The sequence below is a fragment of the Candidatus Kuenenia sp. genome (assembly GCF_027493735.1).
Lineage (GTDB): Bacteria > Planctomycetota > Brocadiia > Brocadiales > Brocadiaceae > Kuenenia > Kuenenia stuttgartiensis_A.
On record NZ_JAOSKF010000019.1, the window covers coordinates 223,722 to 247,641 of the forward strand.

The window sequence follows — 23,920 nt, forward strand, 5'->3', positions numbered from 1 at the left end:
TTTGCTAAAAGGTAGAAACTGTATAATAACTTGCTAAGCGTAATAGGATAGACCGTCGTCATGCCTACAATCTCGATGTTCTATGGCATTCTTATCCGGGTGTTTTCTATGATATGGATAAGCACAACGTGCCGCATATTCATGCCGAATATCAGGGACAAGTAGCGGTCTATTCGATTCATGATGGAACGGTCTTGGCTGGTGAGCTTCCGCCATAGAAGCACAAGTTAGTCGTCGCATGGATTGAAATACATCAGGATGATTTACTTGCTGACTGGCAATTGGCAGTAAATGGTAAAAAACCGTTTCCAATTCGAGGACTTGACCAATGAATATTGTAGAAATTGTTCCCAATGACAATTACACGCTGTACGTCAAAGCAGAAGATGGAAGAGCAGGTTTGTTTGACGTAAAACCTTACTTGGAATCAGAGGCCTTCGCGCCACTAAACGACAGAGTTGAATTCGAACGAGTTCACAACAGTGGGTACTTTGTCGAATGGGACTGCGGAGCGGACCTTTCTGCCGATACGATACAGGCGCGATGGAAAACATTGTCAACCGAAAACGCCCAATAAGGCGCTACACCAGCCGGCGCCAAAAAGCGGCGCGGTTGAGCTCAGGCGTTAAACTGCTGAAAATATGGGAATACGTTGATGCCTCCAAAGGTAAGGGAACTGATTGCTGAATTAGAAAAGGAAGGCTTCGTAAATAGAGGTGGTAAAGGCAGCCATAGGAGTTTTGTCCACTCAAAAGTGCCTAAACCTATTACAATTTCAGGCAAACCTGGTGACGATGCAAAGCAATATCAGGTGCGAGCAGTACGCTTGGCACTGGAGGAGTTAAAAAAATGAAAGACAGCGCAAAATACGCGAAAATCGTCGAATGGTCCGAAGAAGATCAGTGTTATATAGGGAGTGCGCCGGGACTGATTTATGGAGGTTGTCACGGCGATGACGAGCAACGGGTCTTTGAAGAACTTTGTCAGATTGTTGAGGAAGCCATCGAACTGTATCGGAAAGAAGGAATACTTTTGCCTCCTGCTACTTCCAGCCGTGACTTCGCAAACCGTATGCAAAGCATCGCATAACACGGCGCTCCACCGGAAGGCGGCGAAGTAGTTGCTGGTGAGCTTTGACATTAGGGGTTTTTCGTATAATGACGGTGCAACATAACACGGGTGGGTACATTCCCGATTTTTTGTAAAAAAGCAATTAAGGGGTAATAGTAACTCAAGCTTCCGGCTCGAGTTACAAATATCACAAGCAGGATGCTTGTGGTACAGTACTAGTGTGCCGACAGGCAGGTGTAAAGAGTTACAAAAAATCGGGAATGTTCCTGTTTTGAGAATTGCAAAGCAATGAATAAAGCCTGTTTGTCCCGTAATGCGCCACATATAAAAACACATATTCTCTGATAAATATCCTTAAATCCCATCCCTCATAATGATTCTTTTCAAATGCTTCTAGTAATTTTTCTGAATCTTCAATACCAAGTCCTTCGTCAACCGTGTAATAATAATTTAACGCAAGATCCCATTCAGGATTCTTATAGTAGGTAACGCCAAAGGTATTATTTTCTTTGGTTACTGGCGCATACTTGCAGAGATCAAATGTGCCGAATCCTATCGAATGTACAAATTCTTTATTTTCCTCCAGAAATTGTATTGTTTGTTGTGCGTCTTCATAGGACTCTCCCGGAAAACCGAAAAAGCCCATTACATGATTCCATATGCCGGCATTAGAAGAGATTTTAAGCATTTTGCGCATAATATTTGTAGTTGTTGACTTATCCATTCGTTTTAATATCCGTTCACTTCCTGACTCAAAGCCTAAATGCAAATACTTGCAACCGGCATTTGCAGCAGTTTCCCAGATTTCTTCATTTGTTAAACTATTTTCAAATCTTAAATGGGTCATCCATGCAATGTTCATGTTGTTTTTTATCAATGCATAAGAGAGTTTTTTAAATAAAGCCGGAGGGTATGATTCGTCGGGAAAGTGAAAATTATGCGTGTGATACTTGTTTTGAAGATAATGGATATCATTAATAATCTGGCTGATCTTTTTTGCCCTGTAGCCGGCGGTATACCCCTCTCCATGATCACAGAATTTACAACGCCCCCAATAACAGCCCCTTGTGGCAACGTAAGGGAGGATTAATTCTGGGACAAAATATTTTTCTAATGGCAAACCATCGAAATCAGGAACAAGCAGTCTTGTTACATCTTCTGCCATTATTAATGGAGAAGTATGTATGCCTGACGCATCTCTGAATATTACGTTTGGAACGGTTGCAAGATTTCGTGTAGTACCGAGTGTCTCAACAAGCTTAAGCAACGCGGTTTCTCCTTCAAAGACTATGGCACTATCGAAAACAGCAAACAGATCAGGCTTTTCCGGCAATATGTCACGAAGCCGCGTTATCGTATTTCCGCCGATGGTGATGTGAATATGTGGAAAATCTTCTTTGATAAGTGAACAAAAAGTCAATGAAGATATAAGCTGTTGCTTGAGAACGATTGAAATTCCAATAATGTCCGGATTTTCTGCGTGTATAGACGGTTGCAAAATCTGCTTATAAACATCCCTGTAAACGTTTACCTGAGCATCTTTTATTGCTTTCAGAAGCTCTGAGGATATAAAAGTGTTATAGGGCAGTGTTGTTTCCATTGGTGGCAGGCGAATAATTGCAGGGGCGTATACAAGTGAGATGAAGGAAGTTACTTCGTGGAAAATATTGATAGCCCATTCAAGTTTTTTTACATCAAAAAAATCCGGGGAAGTTACGATCTTTTTTGCTTCTTCAGCATGTTGCGACAATTCTTTAATACGGGCTTTTGTACAACCGGTTAATGCCTGTTTAATTGATCTGTCATTATCATCCAATCCTAACAGCGCCGATTTATTTTTCAATCTTTCTAATTGTTTCGGCGCCTTTTCAAAAATAAGTTGAAGACCGTTACTGCTGAAAAACCAATCATACATCTCAAGATTTACATCTTTTTGAACGACAAGATGGCCTGCAGACCGCAAGACAGCAGTAAGAGAGGGAAGGCTTAAATATGGTTCAGAAGGAAACCAATCCGGTGGAAACACCAACATTATTTTCTTTGTGCGATGACAGGCATTTTTATCGCCCATGGTATATAATGACATTTTATGCAAGAGGTATCGTTAAACGCATCTGTTTTTAGAGAAATCTAATATAACATCTTAATAGCGGTATGGTGGGTGGCACTGCCAAACTTGTTTGTCAGTGAAATTCCGCAGGAGACGGAATTCAGGCAATATACTTATAATGCAAGGTCTAAGGACATCCGTTTCTGCGATAGCACTCGTCTTTGAGTACTGCTATATAGGGTAAATTTCTATATTTGTTATTATAATCGAGGCCATAACCAACAACGAAATCATCTCCCACATTAAAACAACAATAATCAGGTTTAATTTTATTTTGACGTCTTCCGCTACGGCTTAAAAGCACACAGCTTTTCAAGGAAGCAGGGGCATATTTTTTAATATCTGCTAAAACTTTTTTCAACGTATTTCCCGTATCAACAATGTCATCTATTACTAAAACATGTTTGCCTTCAATATCAATTTTAAAATTATGTATAATATTGACCTCCCCTTTCGATATAGTCGAATCACCATAACTTGAGGCGTCTATGGTGTCCAATCTTATTGAAAAAGGAATATGGCGAATCAAATCTGCAAGAAATACGAGACTTCCGTTAAGTATTGCAATAATCGTCCATTCTTTATTTTGATAAGTATTAATCAAAGTATTTGATAATTCGACTAATTTCTCCTTAATTTGTTTCTCGCTGATTACGACCCGTGCAACATCCTTTTCCACGTCATTTATCCTCCACACACTCGTTGAATAAACAGATAATTAAATAAACGGTTTATAAATGTAATACTATCGTATTATTCTGTAAAAAATTCTTTTTTGTAGGGGGTTTTGCATCTCCTCCTTGTGAAGGAGGGTAAAGAGGAGTGGTTCTCTTTCGTTGCGATTTTGCTGTGCTGTGAGATTAATCTCGATTCCTTCTTTCCTGAGTAAACTGTTGTAAAATAAACCTTTCACTTGTTGCCTCTTCAACCATTCCAAGTTTATCATAAATTACATGCAGAACACTATGTGCTTTTTCTGCTTTCGGATTCAGCATTATTGTTTTTTTTAACGCAGCAATTGCTTCATCATACATATTATTTTTGTAATAGCAGACGCCCAGGAAATAGTGTCCGTCTTCCAGTTCCGGATTAAGCGCTATTGCTTTTTTACATGCCAAAAGAGCTTCATCATGATTTTCCATCAGACTATAGGCAACCGATAAGTAAAGGTGTGCCTCCGCTTCTTTTTTGACGTCTTTTTTAGAGGAAAATAAATCAATAGCCGTTTTATATTCTTGTATCGCCTCCATGGTCATTTGCTTTGCCATATATGCAAACGCAATGTTATAGCGGACCTTTGGCTCTTCAGGATTAAGTTCAATAGCGCGTTTTAGTTCTGTTAGCGACTCGTCTATCATCCCTTTTGTGTAATAGGCTACGCCTAAACCATAATGGGCATCATAGTGATTCTTATTTATTTCCAATGCCTTTTTAAATGCGTCAATTGCTTCATCGTATTTTTTTTGTTCAAAAAAAGAAAGCCCTTTTTTATTAAACGAGTCAGCTTTATTGCCGCAACCGATAATTAAAATACAAAAGAGTAATGATAGGTATGATAATTTACGTATAAACATGATGTGGTTTTAGGGTGCCAGAGAATAGGGGACGTTTTAAAAAACAGCATATAAAAGTTTTTTATAGAAAAAAATATTCTAACCTCAAGACGCTATATTTTAAAGGATATATTTTTTATTGTGAAAACTAGCAAGAAAAAATAAATCTACGATTGATTAGAGAGAAGAAGAAATCCATGTTATTTACAAAACAATGCACATACAATAAACACATTTGGAGAGGTAATTGTATGAAGAGATAGGAAGGGGTGTATTGTCTTACAAATAAGGTATTAACGAGAAGAAACCATACAAAGGGTGAGGAAAGTTACTGACATATTATCCACAATTGATTTCCCGCTTTGAGAGGGTAGAGAACAGGAACTGTGCGCGGGATAATTTGCGGAGCGACTTGGAGGGGTAAATGGATATCGCGAAGGCAAAGCAGCGATAATATGATGTACTGATACGACTTATGGAACCTCAAATACAACGGCGATAAAAAAGTGTGGTGAGGAAGTGAGAGAAAAAAAATTATTTCCATCTTTTTGAAGTAGCGGGCATTTTGTTTAACTATGTGATACCTGCAAGGGTTGCATTCGTTTCAGTGGTATGCCAAAAATTTTGGGTAAAAAAAGCACCGGTTTTTTTTTGACACATAAAAACTCTTTTGATACTATCTCAATCCTTCGCGTACGATTGCGTATTCACAATCCAACCAAAACAAGCAACAAGAAATTAGGAATCACAATGGAACCTTGTTCAAAAATATGGGATGATATTCTTGAGAATGTCAGAGAGAAATTAGGCCCATTACGATTCAATCTGTGGTTCAAAAATACCCGTCTTGAGTCAATAGGTGATGCTTACGCAAGCATTGCCGTTCCTAACGTATTTACCCAGATGTGGCTGCAGGAGAATTTTTCCGGTTTGTTGAAAGAGGACATAGGGCGGTTTCTGAAGAGGAGCGACCTTGATGTACGGTTTATACTGGACAACAAGCAGGAGAAAGAGATCGTATTGCCGGAAAAGCCTGATGTTGTTGATGAGAAGGGTGCGTATACTGGGAGGAAAGCACTGGGGTTAAACAAGGGTTTGTTGCTGGAGGATTTTGTGATAGGCCCCAATAACCGGCTTGCATATACGGCGGCCCTTGAAATGATAAAGGAGGAGTATCCGCCCTTTAATCCCCTTTTTATTCATGGGAATGTAGGGGTGGGGAAGACACATCTGCTTGTGGGGATATGGAATCGGGTCAGGAAAGAGCAGACGGTGAATGCGGTGTATATGTCTGCGGAGAAGTGGACGAATGAGTTTATCTATGCATTGCAGAAAGGGAAGATGGAGTCATTTAGGCAGAGATACAGGAATGTGGACGTATTTCTGATAGATGACGTTCATTTTTTATCCAACAAGCAGGGAGTGCAGGAGGAGTTTTTGCATACGTTTAATGCGTTGTATGATTCGTCAAAGAGGATAATATTTGCGAGCGATGCCCATCCGAAGCAGATAAGCCAGTTGAAGGAGAATTTGGCGAGCCGGTTTATGTCGGGTATGGTGGCGCGCATAGAGAGGCCGGAGTATGCGACGAGGTTGTTGATATTAAGGACGAAGGCATCGAAGTACGATGTGTATTTTCCGGAGGAGGCGCTGGAGTATATTGCGGAGAAGTTTGATGATAGTGTAAGAGAGGTGGAGAGCGCCTTGGTGACGTTGACGGCGCATGCCAGGTTTAATGACAGAAAGATAGACATTGCGTTTGTCAAAGATGTGTTGAAGGAGTTCTTTTACGGCGACGACAAGGTAGTAAAGGTGGAGGAGATAGAGGGTGCGGTGTTGCGGCATTTTAACATAAGCCGCAGTGACCTTCATTCGAGCCGGAAGGCGAAGACGGTATCGTTTCCGCGTCAGATATGCATGTATTTAATAAAAAATCAGTTGGATTGGTCGTATCAGCAAATAGGGAATTATTTTGGCAACAAGAAACATACGACAGTGATATTTGCGATAAAAAAAATAAACGAAGAATTGAAAAAAGATGACCAGTTTAAATCGTTCCTCGATATGCTTATGGAAAAAATTAAAAAGGCAAAAAAGTGAAGCTCCGGTGAAAAACTTTCGAAAAATCTAAATCGTCACGGGAAATATTGTGAAAGAAATATCAGACATACGGTACGAATACATAAAAGACACAAAAAAGATTGTTATTAAAATAGGCACCGGCGTGATAACTGACAATGCGGGATATTTGGACAATAAACAGATAAAAGGGTTAGCCGAACAGGTCGTAGAGTTAAAAAGAAGAAATTTTAATGTAACGGTGGTAAGTTCCGGCGCAATCGGATGCGGTATGGGCGAGTTGGGGTTGCAAAAGAGACCCGGTACGCTTCCTGAGCTGCAGGCGGTTGCGTCCATTGGCCAAAGCAAATTAATAAGCACGTATGATAGTTTTTTTAAATCGCATGGATATCATGCAGCACAAATCTTATTTACACGGGAAGATTTCGAAAACAGGAAAAGATATTTAAATACATGCAATACCATCCATACATTATTCCGAATGAATGCGATTCCTGTAGTAAACGAGAATGATACTATTTCGACCGATGAAATTGCCTTTGGCGATAATGACGAATTGTCCGCATTAGTAACTAATCTTATTGACGCAGACCTGCTGGTTATTCTCTCTTCAGTTGATGGGTTGTATGACAAACAACCCGAAGGAGAAAGCCGGGCGCATGTTATCCCTGTAGTGGAACACATTACTCATAAAACCAAACAAATGGCTTACAATTCCAAGACGTTGAGAGGGGTGGGGGGGATGCGTACCAAGTTGGAAGCTGCATCAATTGTGACGAATGCCGGTGAAAAAGTGATTATTGCCAACGGGCGACATGAAAATGTGTTGCTAAAGATTTTTCAGTATGAGGATATCGGGACGTTGTTTCTTCCAAAAAATGAAAAACTGACAAGCCGAAAGCGATGGATAGGGTATTCAAAGAAATCGAAAGGCGTTGTATTCGTTGATGAAGGCGCCTGTTCTGCCCTGTCGAAGAAGGGGAAGAGCCTTCTTGCATCCGGCATTGTTTCGATTGAAGGCGGTTTTGAGAAAGGAGATATTGTTTCGATTTGTAAAGGTGAAAATGATGGCGTTTTTGCGAGAGGATTAACCAATTATTCTTCTGAGGAGATAGAAAAAATCAAGGGATGCCGCGCCTCTTCGATTCACAAGATTCTGGGCTATAAATCCTATGATGAGGTTATTCATCGGGACAACCTGGTTTTGATTTAAGGGGCGTCAATAGTTGCTGTCATAATTGATTTTATTATATTGCCGACCTTTTCTTTTTCTGCGAGATTCGGCGCCAGGCGGATTGATTCATTTAAATAATAAAGGGACGTATCGATATCTTTAAAGTGCTGATAATATAATACGCCCAGGTCCCTGTATACGGAATAGTCGTTTGGATTATATTGAAGGGAAAGTTTTAGTTCTTCCGACGCCTCTTTAAAAAGGCCTTTTGACGCATACGCAATTCCCAGATTGTAATGCGCATCAACATGCCCTTGTTTTGAATAAATGGCTTTTTCAAATTCACGAATGGCCATATCAACGTTTCCGCTTTTCAGATAAACAGCGCCCATATTATTATGGGCGTCCGCATAATTGTTATCGAGTTTTACCGCTTCCCTGTATTCAGCGAGTGCCTTTTCCTTGTTGCCGGTGTATTCATAGGTATTCCCAAGATTGTTGTGTACGAAAGGTACATAGGGATTATCTTTTAATGCAAGGAGATAGGTTTCGACAGCCAAATCATGGCGTCCTCGTTTATCATAGATCATAGCAATATTGTTGTATGCAAGCGTATTATCGTTAAGATTTGAGATGGACGCTTTATATTCTTCTATTGCCTTGTCAACAAGGCTAATTTTCTCATAAGCCGCCCCCAGATTAAAATGGATAAATGGATAGCTGTGTTCCAGGGCAAGCGCCTGCCGGTACATTTTGATTGCTTCCTCATACCGCAGGTTATTAAAGTATGCATTGCCCAGGTTGCCGCATGCCCTGGCGCTTTTCGGTTCTCTTTGAAATGTGTTAAACCATAGTGTAGCGTCGTTACGCCAGATACGGTTTCTGTGTATCACTCCAATTTGAAAACAGAGCAGAATAACGCCAAAAACAACAACAATAGGATAAGACAATTTTCTATTCAAAAAGGAATAGCTTATTGTGCAACAAAGGCCGATTATCGGCACATACAAATACCTTTCCGCCATAATGTTGCCGATGGGGATAATGCCAAGCACCGGCAAAAGTGTGATAAAGAACCATAAAATAAAAAAAATGACATATCTATTCCTTCGTAAGAAACGTACAAAAATAACAACGAAACACGTAATCAGCAAGGCAGCCACAAATAACGATAACGTAAAAGATAAATGCCCTGGTACGTAATAATCCGCGTTAAGGGGGACAGGTAAAAAAATAAGTTTTAGATAATATGCCACTACCTTTGTCATGGTGGCAATATTTGTTGGATAGATTTCTATCGTTTTTAAGTTATTACTGAGGGCAAAAAATCTCAGAAAGATATAGACACCTGTAACAAAAATATATCCGCTGTAAAAGAGCATGAAACGAGCAACTTTTTTTGCAAGAGGGGCTAAGGAATCAGATTTTTTTTCGTTTTGAGATAAAAACAAAAGATCGAAGATTACAATAAGGATTGGGAATGTAATCGCCATTTCTTTTGAAAAAAGGGCGATGAGGTATGCGAGACAAGAGAGAAAATAACAAAGGGTAAAGTGGCTATTTGTGTGGCTTTGCCTGTGGTTTTTTGTTTTCAGGAATAAAATAAACGCTAAAAGGAAAAAAATTGAAACAAGTATATCTTCCCGGTAACAAATTGCATTAACCGTCTCCGTTAACAGAGGATGCGATAGATAGAACAGCGTAGCGATGAAAGCCTGCCGAAGGTTCTTGAAAATACATTTAGTAAAGAGGAAAAATAGGAATACGTTGATGGTGTGGAGTACCGTATTGGTTAAATGATAGCCAAAGGGTTTAAGATTCCACAATGCATGGTCAATAAAATAAGTTATGGTGACGATAGGGCGGTAACTGAGTTCTCCGGAAACATAAAAATAATCTTTATGGAATAATTTAGGGAAATTTTTTAGTGAGGTAATGAAGTGGTTTTCCTTGATGATGTATGCGTCGTCATAAACAAAATCGTTATGCAATGAGTTGAGATACAAAAATCCCGATAGAAAAATGAGGATGGCAGGAGAAACAAACTTTAAATACCTGGCGTTCATTGAAAAAACTCGCGAAATCCTGGAAAAAAATTACGAAAGGCGGAACAACAGATTACATAAATTGCACAGATAAAAAAATTAAATATTCGTATTTCACCATTAAATATTTTGCCAAAAAGCACGCACTGACGAATGGAAGTGTGCAAAGAAATTACTGATAAGGTACTAAAGGCTATTATCTGTCTGTCAATAAGCGGTTGCTGGCCTTATTTTTACGGATAAAAACATGCCATAGAAAACATGCCGTAGCCGCACCGGCAGTGTCCGCCAGCCAGTCGAGTACATCCGCGGAACGATGGGGGATGAATGACTGGTGGAATTCATCGAACATACCATACAATGAGGTTATACCGAAGGCTAACAGATAAAACATCTTCGCGGATTTGATTTGAAAGGAAGAAACAACCCAGCAGACGAACAAACATAATATCCCATATTCAACAAAATGGATAAGTTTGTCGATATGGTTTGGCAAGGAGACTGAAGAGGTATCTGTGGATGATGCTACATAAATGCCGTATGCATACCCAAATGCCAGTGCACATTTTATACCCCAGTGAATCTTAATTTTTTTGGTCATTGTTTTCTAATCCTTCAAAGAGGCGAATCCAGTATTGTGTATTATTGTCAGGGAGAGAGTCTTCCTGATGTTCATTTTTACAGGTGTTTTCAAATGTTACTTGCACCTGTTTTTTCTTTATGTTTGCCAAACCGGTTTTTTTTATGTGGAAATCGACCTCTTCACGGGTGACTTCCTTAAAAACGCCTTCCCACGATTTAGCGTCACCTTCTGTAGGTCCTTTCCATTTACTTTCAGGTTCTGAGGGTTTTTGGTTATTCTCTTTAAAGAGTACATCGTAGATTTCTCTGTACAGTGATTTTGGGTCCAAAATCCGGCAGCCGCATTTTTTAACATGTCTTTTTATTTCATTATCGTAGGTTACAATACATACGTCTTTCGGATTTTTCACATGGCTGGCAATGTTCATGATTTCGGTGTCCGCTTTGACGCCCGTTTTGGAATAAATTATTTTTATCCCCCCGGAAACCAGTCTTCTCGGTAAGCTTGTTTCTGAATAGGTGCCATCAAATACAACGATTATATCGTAGTGCTTTTCCTGCCGGTATTGTGAGAGGAAGGATATTACATAATCGCGCACCGCTTCAATAAAATTCCTTTCCACATGTTTTTCCAATTCCGGCACGGAAAAGATAAGATTATAGCCGTCAATAATGATTAGCATTCTATTTTGTAGTTATCAACAACGACCTTTCCATTAACAATAGTAGTCAAAACCTGTCCTTTTAGTTTCCATCCGTGAAAGGGGCAGTTTCTGCCCTTTGATTCAAAAACGTTAACGTCCACCGTCCATTCCTTGTTTTTATCTATTATGGTAATATCTGCCGGCATGCCGGCAGCAAGACTGCCGCCGTTTATTTGAAAGATGCGTGCAGGATTGACGGACATTTTTATGATAAGTTCCTTAAAAGTAATGATACCGGTATGTACCAGTTTAGTAAGCAATACGCCAAGGGCGGTTTCGAGTCCCACAAAGCCCGTAGCGCCTTTTTTTAAATCATCGTCGGTGTGCGGGGCATGGTCTGTTGCGATGACGTCAATAATACCGCTTGCCAAGCCGTTTTGCATGGCTTCCACGTCCATACGGGACCGTAAGGGAGGATTTGTCCTGGGCATATTTCCGTCTTTATCCCGGAAGCTGTTGTCCAATAATAAGTGATGGGGGGTCACTTCACAAGTGAATTTTCCTATGCCTCTTTCTTTGGCTTGTTGTATCGCTGCCAAGGTATCCTTCAGGCTTATGTGGGAAATATGCAGACGGCCTTTTGCTTGTTCCGTAAAGCGGATGTCACGCCTGGCAAAATCGGTTTCGTGTGAATAAGGTTCGCCTGGGAAACGGGTTGCGCCGGGAATGTCTTTTATCTTATTCAAATAAAATGGAGAGTCTTCGCAATGTGGGCTAATAATAATAGCATGTTGTACTGAAAGCTCGCAAGCCTTGCACATTAAAGCATCGTTGAATACCGGATTGCCGTCGTCCGATAATGCTTTTATACGGGTATTCTTAGCAAGGGCGGCAATGTCCGTCAACTCTTCACTTAATGAACCTTTTGTAATGCATGCCTTGGCAAACACTTTTATTATGCTCTTTTCTAAAATTCTTTCCGTGAGTAAATCCACTATGGCGGGGGAATCGATAGGCGGGTTTGTATTGGGCTCGCAAATCACTGTCGTATATCCGCCCTTTGCAGCGGCGCGTGAGCCTGTTCTGATATCTTCTTTGTATTCAAGCCCTGGTTCACGAAAATGAACATGGCACTCTATCAGACCTGGGATGACGTGTTTATTCGTTGCATCAATAATCCTGACAGAGGGGTTGGTGGTAATATTGGGTGACACCGCCTCTATTTTCCCATTTTTTACAAGAACGTCAGCGTATCCTTCAAAGTCGGAAGCAGGGTCTACTACATAACCGCCTTTTATTAATAATGCATTCATTTTGTGTAATCTGAAATAGTAAAGGTTCTTATTTTCTATCCATCCAGTGATCATACCCTTTCTATCAGAGTAGGTTCTGAAACGGTTGATATGCACCTTAATTGGTCTACATAGAATTCCTCAGAAATCGAGCGGACTTTTTACCTCTTTGATGGTCTGGATTTTGATCGTATGGGTGTATATCATGGTCGTCCTTACATCAATATTAAAGGTTTTCTTCGTTTGAAGGACATTATTCAAGTTCTTTGACAGCTCTTGTTCTAAGGATTTCAGTCGTAACGCCATATAGTTGGTACCTTTTACTTCGTGAAAACTCACACCACATGTCTTTTCCGCTGCCTTATTCATCAGTACAATGTTGAGATCTCTGTCCAAAAGAATAACATCTGAATCAAGGTTATCTATTATAGATTTGTCAATGCTTCCATCATCGGTAAAGAAATAAGGCGGAACATCGGTCTTATCGCCGTTATACGGAACGAGCCATTTTTGAACAGAATTCTTTTTTTTATTCATACCTGCATTGATGAGATTTTAGGTGAGTGAGACAAGTATTTCCCAAACAGTCATAACATAATATTGTGTGTTGTTTCTTGTATATCGATTTAAATGCATCCTGCATTAGCACAGAACACATAATTTTGATATTACCCATCATTTGACACAAGAGTACATCGTCTTTACGCACAATGATAACTGATTTGGGAATATAAATCCACACAAAAGGGAATAACCGTTCCCATTTTCCCGGAATATTATGTTTTTTCTACAGACAGAATATACTAACATTAGAAATAGCAATAACTTATATAATTTGGCACATTTGTTGCGATAAGCATTGTCAGAAAGGGAAAAACCGGTTTTCTTGTATAAATGTATTGAGTTATTTTTGATGTGTCAAGTAATTTGATTTTTTCTGAAACTGAAAGGAGGATTTGTCATGTTACCATTATCAAGGACATTGGAAACATTATTAGGGCTTCAGGAGGCAATGGACCTGGCGCGCGACACGGGTTTTTTTGAGAATACTACGACCAGTAGAGGGGTGTATCCGCCGATGAATATTTTTGAAAAAGATGGCGATTTGGTGCTCGTTTCAGAATTAGCAGGGGTAAAGAAGGAGGATCTGAACATAGAGGTAAAAAACAACATATTACGGCTATCCGGAGAACGCAGGATCGACTACGGCGAAAATGTCAGTTACCACCGTATTGAGCGTACTGCATCCAAATTTGACAGGACATTGAGACTACCGGTTAACGTAGAATCTGATCAGGTCAGAGCAGAGTATATAGATGGCCTTCTGGTAATCTCTCTGCCCCGTGCGGAGTCAGAGAAACCAAAACGTATTGCAATTCAATAATAACCCTGAAAGGAGGATGGTATGAGTAATGAAACAAAGGAAGTAGCAACGGTTGAAAGTCAGAAACCGGAAAAAACAGAATATAAGGGAGAGAAAACGGTGCAAGGCAAATATTATATTCCCATGACGGATATCGTTGAAACCGATAAAAGTCTGGTCGTCACCATGGATGTCCCGGGTGTGAAAAAGGAAAATGTAAATGTCGTGCTGGAAAATAATGTCCTGGAGGTTGATGCAAAAATAGACTTTACGCCGTATGAACATCTTAATCCGGTGTATACCGAGTACAATGTAGGTCATTATACCAGGAAATTTACCGTATCAAATATCATTGATACGGGAAAAATTGATGCAAAACTGGCAGACGGTGTATTGACCCTGACACTGCCAAAGGCGCCGGAAGCACAACCAAAGAAGATTCAGATAGGATAACAGAGAGTGGCGTGACGTACGGTTGATTGAAGCGGTTAACGCCAGGTGAGATGAGAAACAGCCTGTGAGTATTAACGAATACGGAAGGATTTTTTGTCGTAATATTATGTCGTAATGTCGTAATATAATATATTACTTTTTAGTATGAGAAAGGAGAAACGGAAAGAAATGAACGTAATTCGTAAGTTTTTTCATGATCGAAAAGGTACAGTAATTTCTGGTGTGGTTGCATTAATTGCTCTCTCTCTGTTTATGTGCGCGACTGTCATCGCCTCAGAAAAGGCATTGGGTGGCGGAGAGCAGCGGGATCAATCATACATCACGTTTGGCAGTGGTAAACGCTATCAGACAACCGTAGAACGGTACACTGAAGGCGCTTTGTCTGCGCAGGATAAGCACCAAGCATCTCTCTTGACTTCGCGTATCGTCAATCATCTGAACAATGCAGCAAAAAGTCTCATCGATCAGAACCCCGAAGCTGCAAAACCGGAGATCAAGAATGCTCAGAGGCTGACGCAGGTTGTGAGGGAATTACTCCCCGTTACTACGGTGACGACATCGGTGAAAGATGTCAGCGGTAAAGTGGTTTATCGGGAGGTTGACAAGGTCCAGGACGACAAGATTGCCTTATATGAGGGCACTATCGCTATGGAAATTGTAGAACCGATCATTGACGCCAAGGAGAAGGAGGCGGCACTTAAAGGACTGCGACTTGCAGATGTTGATGTCATTTATACATCTGTGCTTGTAGACCTCAGCTATATTGAGCGAAAATTGAACCATACAGAGTCTTTATTGGACAAGGGAAAGCCGGACGAAGCACTGGTCCAGTTGGCCCTTGCGCAGACGAAAGGTGTAAAGCTCGTTTTCCATGAGGTAGACAATCCGCTTGTAGAAGTACAGCATGCGTTAAGGCTGGCTGAGCGCATGGTTGAAGAGGGTAAGCACGAAGCTGCACAGGACAACTTGAGACTGGCTCAAATCCAGTTGGGAACATACCGAGCACTGCTGGAAGACGAGGAGGCTAAGAAAATTGTGAAACAGCTTGAGGATGATATCACCAAGCTGACGACAAAGATTGAAGAAAAAGGAGCGGCATCTAAGATTCGCAAGTTCTGGGAGCGGGCAGTCAATTTGTTTAGCAAAGAAACCGGTCAAGCTCACACTGAAGAGAAGACTGAGCAAACTCAGGAGAGAAAGAAATAATGGTTGATATGTGAGGAACTGCAAGGTCCTGTTTCCCCCGACTGTTTCAGATTTTTATTGTACCATGCAGAAAAAAGTTTTGTACATTCATGTAACATTTAATTGATAAGAAAGGAGGTCGACCATGGCCTTGAAAGATTTAATAACCTGGAATAGAAGAAAACAGCAGCCTGCACTATCAGGACTGCAACACCCTGTAGCGACCCTTCAGAGAGAAGTGGACCGATTATTTGACGATTTCTTCAGAGGGTTTGACAGATTCCCGTCCCTCCCATTAAAGGAAGAGCGATTCGCCGAGTTTTCACCGAAGATAGATGTAAGTGAAAATGACAAAGAAATTGAGATTATCGCAGAAGTGCCGGGAATGGATCAAAATGATGTTGAAATTACTTTAAGAGACGATGTGCTCACTATTAAAGGGGAGAAGAAACAGGAAAAGGAAGAAAAGGACAAAGAGTACTATCATGTAGAGCGAAGTTACGGATCCTTTTACCGTTCTCTGCAACTTCCCTGTGAAGTTGACCAGGAAAAAGTGAAGGCTTCGTTCAAAAAAGGGGTGTTGAAAATCAATCTGCCTAAGAGTGGAAAAGCGCAGGAAAATGTGCGTAAGATTGAAATAAAGGGAGAATGATGTTGTTGTTGGTTATTATGGAGGCGCTTATTGGAGCATTTTTATGTAATGACAGCGCCTCCATGATAGGCGAAATTTATGGGCAAGAGGAGACAATTTATGTAAAGAGAGGTTTGCAAGATTAGTTTTTAAACTGATTAAGATCGGCAACGGTAGCAATAGAAATTAAGGATGCAGGAGAATACGAGGAAGATAAAATTAATGATGCTGCACGTAACGCTTTTCTGTTTTAGTGTAATGCCAGCCTATGCATTAGAAGACAACGGTATTAAAGACCTGCGCCAGACCGGTAAGGCCTTTGCATCTGTGGCACGGGAAGTATCGCCATCTGTGGTTTTCATACAGCATTACTTTGTTAAAAACCACTGAAACCGTTCATAAAGTGATATATTTTGTATGCCTTTGCGTTCGGCATCCTACTTATTGTATGGTATTAATCAAGGATTTTTCAAAGCATAAATCCTTTTAAATAGAGGGAATTAAGGTTGTTTTGCATATTATTTTAACAAAGTAATGATACAGGTTGAATCGAAAGTATCTGATTCGGCGAGAACACGGTTTCGGTTACCCTTTGGCGATTCATGGCCCTTTGGGGATGAGTTTTTCAAACGTTTCTTTGGTGAACCATTCCCCGGTATTCCTCGGACACCGCCTTCTGATAAACCTCAAAGTGAACACCGTATTATTGGACAGGGTTCCGGATTTGTGTTCGAGGTAAAGGACGGATTGCTGTCTGACAAAACATACATCCTTACTAATAATCACGTTGTGGAAAATGCTGATACTATCCGGGTGCAATTCCAGAATGGTTCTGAATATAACGCTAAAATTACAGGTCGGGACCCCCCAGTCAGACGTGGCGGTTATAGAAATCAAGGCTAGCAGTATGCCGGCGGCAAAACTGGGTGATTCCTCCAAGCTGGAGGTTGGGGAGTGGGTTGTTGCCATTGGCAACCCATTTGGACTGAGTCATACCCTCACCGTAGGTGTGGTGAGCGCCAAGGGGCGTACGAGTATTGGTATTAACGATTATGAAGATTTCATCCAGACAGATGCAGCGATTAATCCCGGTAACTCTGGTGGTCCACTGGTCAATCTGGATGCTGAGGTGGTAGGCATCAATACCGCCATCTTCAGCCGCAGTGGCGGATATATGGGTGTGGGATTTGCGATTCCTATCAATCTTGCCAGGGAGATCGCCGATCAGTTGATCGATAAAGGAGAAGTAACGCGTGGTTACCTTGGTATTGTGATTCAACCGCTTACCGCTGATCTTGCAAAGTCGTTCGGTGTTGAACAGGTCAAGGGTATACTTGTCTCTCAGGTTTCAGACGATTCACCGGCTGATATGGCAGGGTTGCGTCAAGGGGATATAATCATTGCATATCGCGGGGAACCGGTAACAAATGTCGGCAGTTTCCGTAACAGAGTGTCACTCACTCAGCCGGGCAGCACGGAAGAGTTGACTATCCTGAGGGAAGGAAAACAAATGACGCTTACTGTGACAATCGGCAAGCTCACCAGAGAAAAACTGGCTGCACAGACTTCGTCGCAAAGCGCCGAGAAACTTGGTCTGACGGTACAAACGCTAACCCCGCAGTTGGCTGAACAATTTGGAGTCAAAATGGGGGAAGGTGTTGTGGTCACGGAAGTCAGACCAGGATCTATTGCTGCAATGGCAGGCATTGAGCCTGGCACTGTGATTATGCAGGTGGATCGCGAACCCGTGAAAAATGCTGCCGAGTTCAAGCGTGCGGTCGAGAAGAGCAGCGATGATAAAAGTATACTGCTGCTCCTTCGGAGAGGCAATGCGCAGCAGTATGTGGTGTTAAGTTGGTAAGTTTTACCGAATCATGCCATTTCAAAAGATCGGTCGATTTGACTGCCTTTTTCCATGGATTACATTAGAACAAGGTTAAAAATGTTTAACACATTAGGAAGCACTAATCGATTCACAATATCAGCCTTTACGCTGATTTGTGTTTGCTTTATGTATACGTCTATTGTATTGGGTGTGCCAGACAACAAGAAGGTTGAGGTGGAAAAACAGCAGGCCGAAGAGCGTGTTCTTGACGCATCGAACAGGGCCGTTACCCAACATACTCTGACGACAGCGGATAAAACACTGGAGTATTTTGCCACCGCAGCATCGCTGACCATAACGGATAAGGAGGCAAAGCCAGTCAGCAGGATTTTTTATATCAGTTATACCGCTGACGAACAACATGATTACCCACGGCCGGTGACCTTTGTTTTCAACGGTGGTCCAGGTGCTGCCTCGGCATATCTGCACATGGGAGCTTTAGGTCCAAAACGCGTCGAGTTCAGTGACGATGGAAAGGTACTCCATATGCCAGCCCGATTACTCGATAATTCAAAGAGTTGGCTATCGTTTACGGATCTGGTCTTTGTAGATCCTGTTGGAACGGGTTACAGTCGTGAGATTAAGGATGACACCGAAAACAATAAAGGGCGGAAGTTGAGACCTTCGAAGGAAAAATCGATAGGTAAATACGCCTGGGGCGTGGTGGAAGATACCGACTCTCTGGCCCGCTTTATTCGCACTTATCTGACCAAGGAGGAACGTTGGCTTTCGCCAATTTTTCTTGCCGGAGAAAGCTATGGCGGTTTTAGGGTCGCACGTTTATCAAAACTGCTTCAGTCAGATTTTGGCATTGTGCCAAGTGGGTTGGTACTCATCTCTCCGGCGATTGATTTTGGGTTGCTTTGGGGCAGCGAACGAAGCCTGTGGCCTTGGGTGGCCTTGCTGCCGAGCTACACTGCAGTGGCGGCATTCCATGAACGCAGTGACATGATAACGTATAAAGCTGATAACCCCCGTGTTTCGCTTGGTGAAGTGGAGCGTTTCGCCTTATCAGAATATTTAACCGGATTAGCCGGTGGTGACTTGCTGCCGGATTGGATTGAGCAATCGAGCAACATGATGGGATTACATGCGGACATCCTGCATCGTTGGGCAGGACGCGTCCCACCGGCTCGCTTCGCTAAAGCCTTATTGTCAGACCAGAGACGTTTGGTGAGTTTATACGATGGGTCGATTAAACTTGTCGATTCTGATCCTGCAAGACAGATGCTTGCTGGTGGCGATCCGTATCTCGACCGGCTCAATGCACCAGTAACAGCAGCCTTCAATACCTATGTGCGTGACCATTTGGATTTTAAGACTGAGTTACCCTATCTCCTCTTAAATGAGGAGGTGTTCAAATCGTGGAACTGGTGGTCGGGTATTCAGGGGCAACAAGGGTTTGCCGAAGCTGTAGCGGACTTAAAGCAGGCAATGTGCATAAATCCCCATATGCAGGTATTAATCATTCATGGTGTATTTGATCTGGTAACTCCATATTATGCTACCTGGATTACGATTAAGCAAATGGATCTGGATCCTGAGATTAGCGATAATATATAACCTAAATCCTGCAAACAAGGCAAAGCCTTGTTGCAGGAATAGGATTGAAATGGTAGGATTTCCAAGGTATTCGGCGGTATATTGATAACAAAAAACACCTGAAAGGAGATTCACCATTTCGATGAAGAATATAGCAAAAAAATACAGCAAAAGACAACCGAAAATCAAGGCAGAGATGAGCGGGAAAGGCTTAACGGTACATGCAGGGCTTTTACCGGTATTGAATTTATGGGTAAGCTGATGTTCCGGGAGAGAGTCCATGAAGCGGTCCATAAGGATCGTGGAGCAAATGCCCGGTATCAGTTTGTCGATGCGGTACAAATGGTAGTGATAGGGTTGATAGCAGGGGCGACATCGATGGTAGAGGTGATGAAGGTGTGTACAGATGAGGTATTGAAGAAGATGTCCGGGTGGAAAGAGGTACCTGTAGATACTACGATAGGACGTATTATGAAGCTGGCGAGTCAGGGAGATATAGTGGAACTGACGGGGGTGATCCACCGGTTTAGGGGAAAGATATGGAAGCGTGCGGTGAGATCAGGCCATAAACTCAGGAGTGCTCTTTGCGAAGTATGGATAGATGTTGATTCTACCGTAGATGGTGTATATGGGAAACAGGAGGGTGCAGAGGTAGGATATAATCCGCACAAGAAGGGGCAGAAGGCGTATCATCCCTTAATGGCATTTATTGCAGAAACAAAGGAGGTATTACATAGTTGGTTCCGCTGTGGAAGCGCCTACACGAGTAACGGAGTAGTAGAGTTCATGAAGGAATGTATGGCGTACATGAATAAGGGGGTAAGGGTGGTATTTCGGGGAGACAGCGGTTTTTTTACCGGAGAATTACTTGAATACCTTGAGTCAATATTGGCGGGATATCTGATTAAGGTAAAGCTGAAGAATCTGGAAGGATTGCTTGAAGGGCAGAAATGGAATGAGGTGAAAGGGGAGCCAGGATGGGAACAGGCTGAATTTTGGTATCGATGTGCAGGGTGGGATCGTGCGAGACGTTTTGTGGCAGTGCGGCAATTGGTCAAAAGAGAAAAGAAATTAGTAGAAGTGTCCGTGTATGAGTATTTTTGTTACGTTACAACGGAGCGGTTAAGTCCGATGGAAGCGCATCGTTGTTATGGAAAGAGGGCTACCTGCGAGACTTTGATAGAAGAGAGTAAAGGACAGATGAATGCGGGGCACATACGTACGGGTGAATTTTTGGCCAATGCTGCGCTATTTCAGTGTGCGGTGTTAGCGTATAATCTTTTGAAGTGGATGGGATTGCTCAGTGGTGGAGTGATACAACAGTGGGAAGTAAAGACGATGAGACTGTGGTTAATCCGTGTGGCAGGGAAACTGGTGGAGAGAAGCCGGCAGATGACATTAAAATTGCCGGAGAAATTTCTCCATCAGGAGGAATGGGAAAAGTGGGAACGCATGTCACTGGATGTAGTTTTTCAGTAGAAAACCGACGTTGTATTTCGTTTTTTTAGTCTTTTGAGAGTGGTAAGTATACCGCAGATGGAGACAGTACATCCCTTTTTCGCATTGCGAAAATCGTTTGCAGGATTTAGGTATAATTCAAAGTATATCATGGTGGGCACATGCCTTACTTGCACCGGCGTTCGCTTGATAGTATGTTTAAAGATGCTACACAGTTTTTTACAAGTACAATGAGATTACCTGAACATGTCGATCCCGATTAAGATAAAGGTTGAAAAACATGATCGCTTGTTAAATATTTATATTTCAAAAGAAGGCAAAAAGACAAATAAATTATTCCACATATGTTAGAAGAGTAAACGGCACATGTGATAATTCGATCGAGTAGACGGCTGGCGTACTCAAGCCGTCTACTCGACCGATAATTCTAATACTACACAAAGAAAGGATTAATATTATGGGCAACGGAAGATTTGATGTTTGCAGTGCACCAGCCGCCTATCGTGCAAAAGTTATTGAAAACGGCCTTCGTAAAACCAGAGAGCTCTGCGATGACCATTATCAGAAATTGCTGCATCGAGCGGGTGGCCGCAGCGGCTGTGGTTTCCGTTCACCACTTGAATCCATGTTTGGCGGTTCACTTTTTGATACTTTTTTTGGTGGCCGAGATCCTTTCGACAGTGTTATTGGTCATGAGCCATCGGATATCTCCCACCGTGCACACCAAAATCTTGGTGACCGCGAGTCTGTAGACCTGGACAATTACCTGAGTGACGATGCCAAGGATATTTTGCAAAAAGCTGCGCGAAAAAGCGCATGAGAAGGTCAGTCTTTCAGATGAGGCGATTGCAGCGGCGGCTGAATTGTCCGATTGTTACGTGACAAATCGCTATCTGCCGGATAAGGCGATAGACCTTTTGATCAGGCCGCTTCCTGTGTGCGTATTCGCGCAACTTCTCGCCCATCAGAAATTCTGAAGATGCAAAATGAAGTCAAGGCCCTGGAACGAGAGGAAAAGTCCGCAAATACACGAAAGGATTATGAGAAGGCCAAAGAATACATGCCAATATTGAAGTCAAAAAAAAGCATGTCGATGAACAGGATAAGGAATGTCAAGCAAACCGCAGCAGCGAAACGCCGGTTGTTACAATGCAGAATATTGCTGAAATCGTATCCTCTTTGACCGGTATCCCGGTCAGTGATCTCACGGCAGAAGAACGGGAAAAACTCCTGAGAATGGAAGAAAAACTCCATGAGCGTGTCATCGGCCAGGAAGAGGCTGTCAAAGCTGTGAGCCTTGCCGTGCGCCTGTCTCGCGCCGATTTATGTGAAGTCAGTAAACCAATTGCCAGCTTCTTGTTTTTGGGTCCGACGGGTGTCGGTAAGACTGAGCTTGCCAAGGCATTGGCTGAAATGGTATTCGGCGATGAAGATGCCATGGTGCGTATTGATATGTCTGAATACATGGAAAAACATGCCGTGGCGCGTATGATAGGTTCCCCTCCAGGCTATGTTGGTTATGAAGAAGGGGGGACAACTCACCGAGCGTGTGCGCAGACGCCCTTATTTTGTAGTGCTATTGGATGAGATTGAAAAAGCGCACCCTGATGTTTGCAACATCCTGTTGCAGGTCTTTGATGACGGACGTTTAACGGATGGAAAAGGACGCATGGTTGATTTTTCCAATACGATTATTATCGCCACAAGTAATATCGGTTCTCATCTCATTCAGGAAAATTCCCGAAAAGAAGAAAAGGAGCAGCTTTCCTATGATGATCTGAAATCAAGATTGATGGATGAGCTGCTACATCGGTTCCGTCCGGAATTTCTCAACCGGATTGATGAGATCATTGTCTTCCACTCTCTCTGCAAAGAGCAGATTCGAGATATTATAGCCCTGCAGATGGAACGGGTTAAACGCCTTGCCCATGCTCAGGAGATCACGCTGGACTTTAATGATAGCCTGATCGATTATCTGTCTGATATCGGATTTAAACCTGAATTTGGTGCGCGTGAGCTGAAGCGCTACATTTGCTCAGAAGTCGAAGCAGGTCTGGCGGAAAAGATGCTGGGGCAAAGTTTTAAGCCCGGTGATTTCGTTGTTATCTCCTATGACAAGAAAAAGAAAGAGGTTGTCATGGAAAAAAAGCAAACCCGGCAAGAAAACAGCGAAGAAATCCAAGGGGAAAAAGAAATCCGTTTCAGGAGATAACCTCTATCAATACAGAAAGGAGATAAACATGTTTGTATTCTACGAATTTAAACAAGAAGAAATTGACCTTGGAGCCTTGAAACAAAGGCGTAAGGAAGAAATCTCAAAACAGCGGGGTTGGTATATCTTTGAAGGCATTGTTTTTTTACTCTCCGGATTATTAGCGGCGTTTTTGCCTTTTGCGACAGCGCTTGGCATCAATATTCTGGTCGGTATTTTGTTGGTGTTGAGCGGTGGTTTTCAGGTCTTTGCGTTTTTTAAACGGCGTGAGCGTTGGCTATTGCTGTTATCCGGTATCCTCTCTGTCATCGCGGGAGGAATAATGCTGCTTTTTCCTGCCGCAGGGCTTATGGGACTCAGTATCCTGATCGGTGTATTTCTCCTTTTGGAAGGTTCGCTTGAAATCGTTATGGCCTTTGCATTCCGCCCTTCTCCACGCTGGGGTTGGATGCTGATCGCCGGGATTGTTACTCTGATCATGGGTGTTTTAGTTTTTGTTTTTTTCCCGCTGGCAGGAATGCTTTACATGGCCTTGGTCTTGGCCATTAATTTGTGCGCTTATGGCATGTCCATTTTAATTCTGGTTTCCAAAACCAAAATAAATTTCTAAAGGTATCGTGTTAAAAAAACTTGAATTTTGA

26 protein-coding genes and 2 pseudogenes are annotated in these 23,920 nt (G+C 42.1%); 20 read left to right on the forward strand and 8 right to left on the reverse strand.

Annotated elements, in window-relative coordinates; genetic code table 11:
• Positions 1-328: 328 nt before the first annotated feature.
• From M5U24_RS12440 to M5U24_RS12450, 3 genes are all read left to right on the forward strand, one after another.
• Positions 329-577, forward strand: a complete 249-nt coding sequence (locus M5U24_RS12440) for a DUF2442 domain-containing protein (protein ID WP_164994978.1) — start codon at positions 329-331, stop codon at positions 575-577.
• A 78-nt stretch (positions 578-655) separates the two neighbouring features.
• Positions 656-853, forward strand: a complete 198-nt coding sequence (locus M5U24_RS12445) for a type II toxin-antitoxin system HicA family toxin (protein ID WP_099326577.1) — start codon at positions 656-658, stop codon at positions 851-853.
• A complete protein-coding gene (locus M5U24_RS12450) occupies positions 850-1,089 on the forward strand; it encodes a hypothetical protein (protein ID WP_099326578.1) in 240 nt (79 codons plus the stop codon). Before M5U24_RS12445 ends, M5U24_RS12450 begins: the two co-directional genes overlap by 4 nt.
• Before the next feature lie 226 nt (positions 1,090-1,315).
• Here the strand turns inward: M5U24_RS12450 and M5U24_RS12455 are convergent, their stop codons facing one another.
• From M5U24_RS12455 to M5U24_RS12465, 3 genes are all read right to left on the reverse strand, one after another.
• Positions 1,316-3,157: a radical SAM protein gene (locus tag M5U24_RS12455; protein ID WP_099326579.1), complete on the reverse strand. Its 1,842-nt coding sequence runs from the start codon at positions 3,155-3,157 to the stop codon at positions 1,316-1,318.
• A 151-nt stretch (positions 3,158-3,308) separates the two neighbouring features.
• A complete protein-coding gene (gene hpt, locus M5U24_RS12460) occupies positions 3,309-3,860 on the reverse strand; it encodes a hypoxanthine phosphoribosyltransferase (protein WP_157820720.1) in 552 nt (183 codons plus the stop codon).
• 181 nt (positions 3,861-4,041) lie between these two features.
• On the reverse strand, positions 4,042-4,755 hold the full coding sequence (locus tag M5U24_RS12465; RefSeq protein WP_099326581.1) for a tetratricopeptide repeat protein: 714 nt from the start codon (positions 4,753-4,755) through the stop codon (positions 4,042-4,044).
• A 729-nt stretch (positions 4,756-5,484) separates the two neighbouring features.
• Between M5U24_RS12465 and dnaA the strand changes: the two genes are divergently transcribed.
• Positions 5,485-6,834, forward strand: coding sequence for a chromosomal replication initiator protein DnaA (gene dnaA, locus M5U24_RS12470; protein ID WP_164994980.1), 1,350 nt, complete (start codon positions 5,485-5,487; stop codon positions 6,832-6,834).
• 49 nt (positions 6,835-6,883) lie between these two features.
• Positions 6,884-8,026, forward strand: a complete 1,143-nt coding sequence (proB, locus tag M5U24_RS12475; protein WP_164994981.1) for a glutamate 5-kinase — start codon at positions 6,884-6,886, stop codon at positions 8,024-8,026.
• On the opposite strand, the gene M5U24_RS12480 is transcribed toward proB, so the two are convergent.
• The 5 genes from M5U24_RS12480 to M5U24_RS12500 all read right to left on the reverse strand — a co-directional run bounded on the left by M5U24_RS12480 (position 8,023) and on the right by M5U24_RS12500 (position 13,087).
• A complete protein-coding gene (locus tag M5U24_RS12480; protein ID WP_099326922.1) occupies positions 8,023-10,053 on the reverse strand; it encodes a tetratricopeptide repeat protein in 2,031 nt (676 codons plus the stop codon). The genes proB and M5U24_RS12480 overlap by 4 nt on opposite strands.
• A 175-nt stretch (positions 10,054-10,228) precedes the next feature.
• Complete coding sequence (locus M5U24_RS12485; protein ID WP_099326921.1) at positions 10,229-10,633, reverse strand: VanZ family protein; 405 nt, start codon at positions 10,631-10,633, stop codon at positions 10,229-10,231.
• A complete protein-coding gene (locus tag M5U24_RS12490) occupies positions 10,617-11,297 on the reverse strand; it encodes an NYN domain-containing protein (protein WP_099326920.1) in 681 nt (226 codons plus the stop codon). Before M5U24_RS12490 ends, M5U24_RS12485 begins: the two co-directional genes overlap by 17 nt.
• A complete protein-coding gene (locus tag M5U24_RS12495) occupies positions 11,291-12,571 on the reverse strand; it encodes a dihydroorotase (RefSeq protein ID WP_157820806.1) in 1,281 nt (426 codons plus the stop codon). The genes M5U24_RS12490 and M5U24_RS12495 overlap by 7 nt, the downstream gene beginning before the upstream one ends.
• Before the next feature lie 120 nt (positions 12,572-12,691).
• Entirely contained in the window at positions 12,692-13,087 is a 396-nt protein-coding gene (locus M5U24_RS12500) for a PAS domain-containing protein (protein ID WP_099326918.1), read from the reverse strand.
• Positions 13,088-13,511: 424 nt separating this feature from the next.
• On the opposite strand from M5U24_RS12500, the gene M5U24_RS12505 reads away from it, so the two are divergent.
• From M5U24_RS12505 to M5U24_RS12580, 15 genes and pseudogenes are all read left to right on the forward strand, one after another.
• Positions 13,512-13,934: an Hsp20/alpha crystallin family protein gene (locus M5U24_RS12505; protein WP_099326917.1), complete on the forward strand. Its 423-nt coding sequence runs from the start codon at positions 13,512-13,514 to the stop codon at positions 13,932-13,934.
• Positions 13,935-13,955: 21 nt separating this feature from the next.
• On the forward strand, positions 13,956-14,366 hold the full coding sequence (locus tag M5U24_RS12510; protein ID WP_099326916.1) for an Hsp20/alpha crystallin family protein: 411 nt from the start codon (positions 13,956-13,958) through the stop codon (positions 14,364-14,366).
• Positions 14,367-14,534: 168 nt separating this feature from the next.
• Positions 14,535-15,572 (forward strand): YfdX family protein, encoded by a 1,038-nt coding sequence (locus M5U24_RS12515; RefSeq protein ID WP_157820803.1) that lies wholly within the window; start codon positions 14,535-14,537, stop codon positions 15,570-15,572.
• Between the two features lie 124 nt (positions 15,573-15,696).
• Positions 15,697-16,203: an Hsp20/alpha crystallin family protein gene (locus M5U24_RS12520; RefSeq protein ID WP_099326914.1), complete on the forward strand. Its 507-nt coding sequence runs from the start codon at positions 15,697-15,699 to the stop codon at positions 16,201-16,203.
• The gene (locus M5U24_RS12525) at positions 16,200-16,328 is read left to right on the forward strand and encodes a hypothetical protein (RefSeq protein ID WP_261341718.1); all 129 of its coding nucleotides are present in this window, start codon (positions 16,200-16,202) and stop codon (positions 16,326-16,328) included. The genes M5U24_RS12520 and M5U24_RS12525 overlap by 4 nt, the downstream gene beginning before the upstream one ends.
• 76 nt (positions 16,329-16,404) lie before the next feature.
• Positions 16,405-16,572: a hypothetical protein gene (locus M5U24_RS12530; RefSeq protein ID WP_157820801.1), complete on the forward strand. Its 168-nt coding sequence runs from the start codon at positions 16,405-16,407 to the stop codon at positions 16,570-16,572.
• Positions 16,573-16,716: 144 nt separating this feature from the next.
• Positions 16,717-17,085, forward strand: a complete 369-nt coding sequence (locus M5U24_RS12535; RefSeq protein ID WP_197705292.1) for a trypsin-like peptidase domain-containing protein — start codon at positions 16,717-16,719, stop codon at positions 17,083-17,085.
• A gap of 4 nt (positions 17,086-17,089) precedes the next feature.
• Positions 17,090-18,043 carry a PDZ domain-containing protein gene (locus tag M5U24_RS12540; RefSeq protein WP_230405646.1) on the forward strand — a complete coding sequence of 318 codons (954 nt, stop codon included), beginning with the start codon at positions 17,090-17,092 and terminating at the stop codon, positions 18,041-18,043.
• A gap of 54 nt (positions 18,044-18,097) precedes the next feature.
• The gene (locus M5U24_RS12545; protein ID WP_099326913.1) at positions 18,098-19,630 is read left to right on the forward strand and encodes a peptidase S10; all 1,533 of its coding nucleotides are present in this window, start codon (positions 18,098-18,100) and stop codon (positions 19,628-19,630) included.
• Positions 19,631-19,751: 121 nt separating this feature from the next.
• Positions 19,752-21,088: pseudogene (locus M5U24_RS12550) on the forward strand (IS1380-like element ISCku8 family transposase).
• Positions 21,089-21,524: 436 nt separating this feature from the next.
• Positions 21,525-21,887, forward strand: coding sequence for a hypothetical protein (locus M5U24_RS12555; RefSeq protein ID WP_099326912.1), 363 nt, complete (start codon positions 21,525-21,527; stop codon positions 21,885-21,887).
• Positions 21,844-22,250, forward strand: a pseudogene (locus M5U24_RS18525) (hypothetical protein). The gene M5U24_RS12555 and the pseudogene M5U24_RS18525 overlap by 44 nt, the downstream one beginning before the upstream one ends.
• Positions 22,217-22,654, forward strand: a complete 438-nt coding sequence (locus M5U24_RS12570; protein WP_197705288.1) for an AAA family ATPase — start codon at positions 22,217-22,219, stop codon at positions 22,652-22,654. The pseudogene M5U24_RS18525 and the gene M5U24_RS12570 overlap by 34 nt, the downstream one beginning before the upstream one ends.
• Positions 22,587-23,279 carry an AAA family ATPase gene (locus M5U24_RS12575; RefSeq protein WP_197705287.1) on the forward strand — a complete coding sequence of 231 codons (693 nt, stop codon included), beginning with the start codon at positions 22,587-22,589 and terminating at the stop codon, positions 23,277-23,279. The genes M5U24_RS12570 and M5U24_RS12575 overlap by 68 nt, the downstream gene beginning before the upstream one ends.
• Before the next feature lie 28 nt (positions 23,280-23,307).
• Positions 23,308-23,889: an HdeD family acid-resistance protein gene (locus M5U24_RS12580; RefSeq protein ID WP_157820798.1), complete on the forward strand. Its 582-nt coding sequence runs from the start codon at positions 23,308-23,310 to the stop codon at positions 23,887-23,889.
• Positions 23,890-23,920 lie beyond the last annotated feature (31 nt).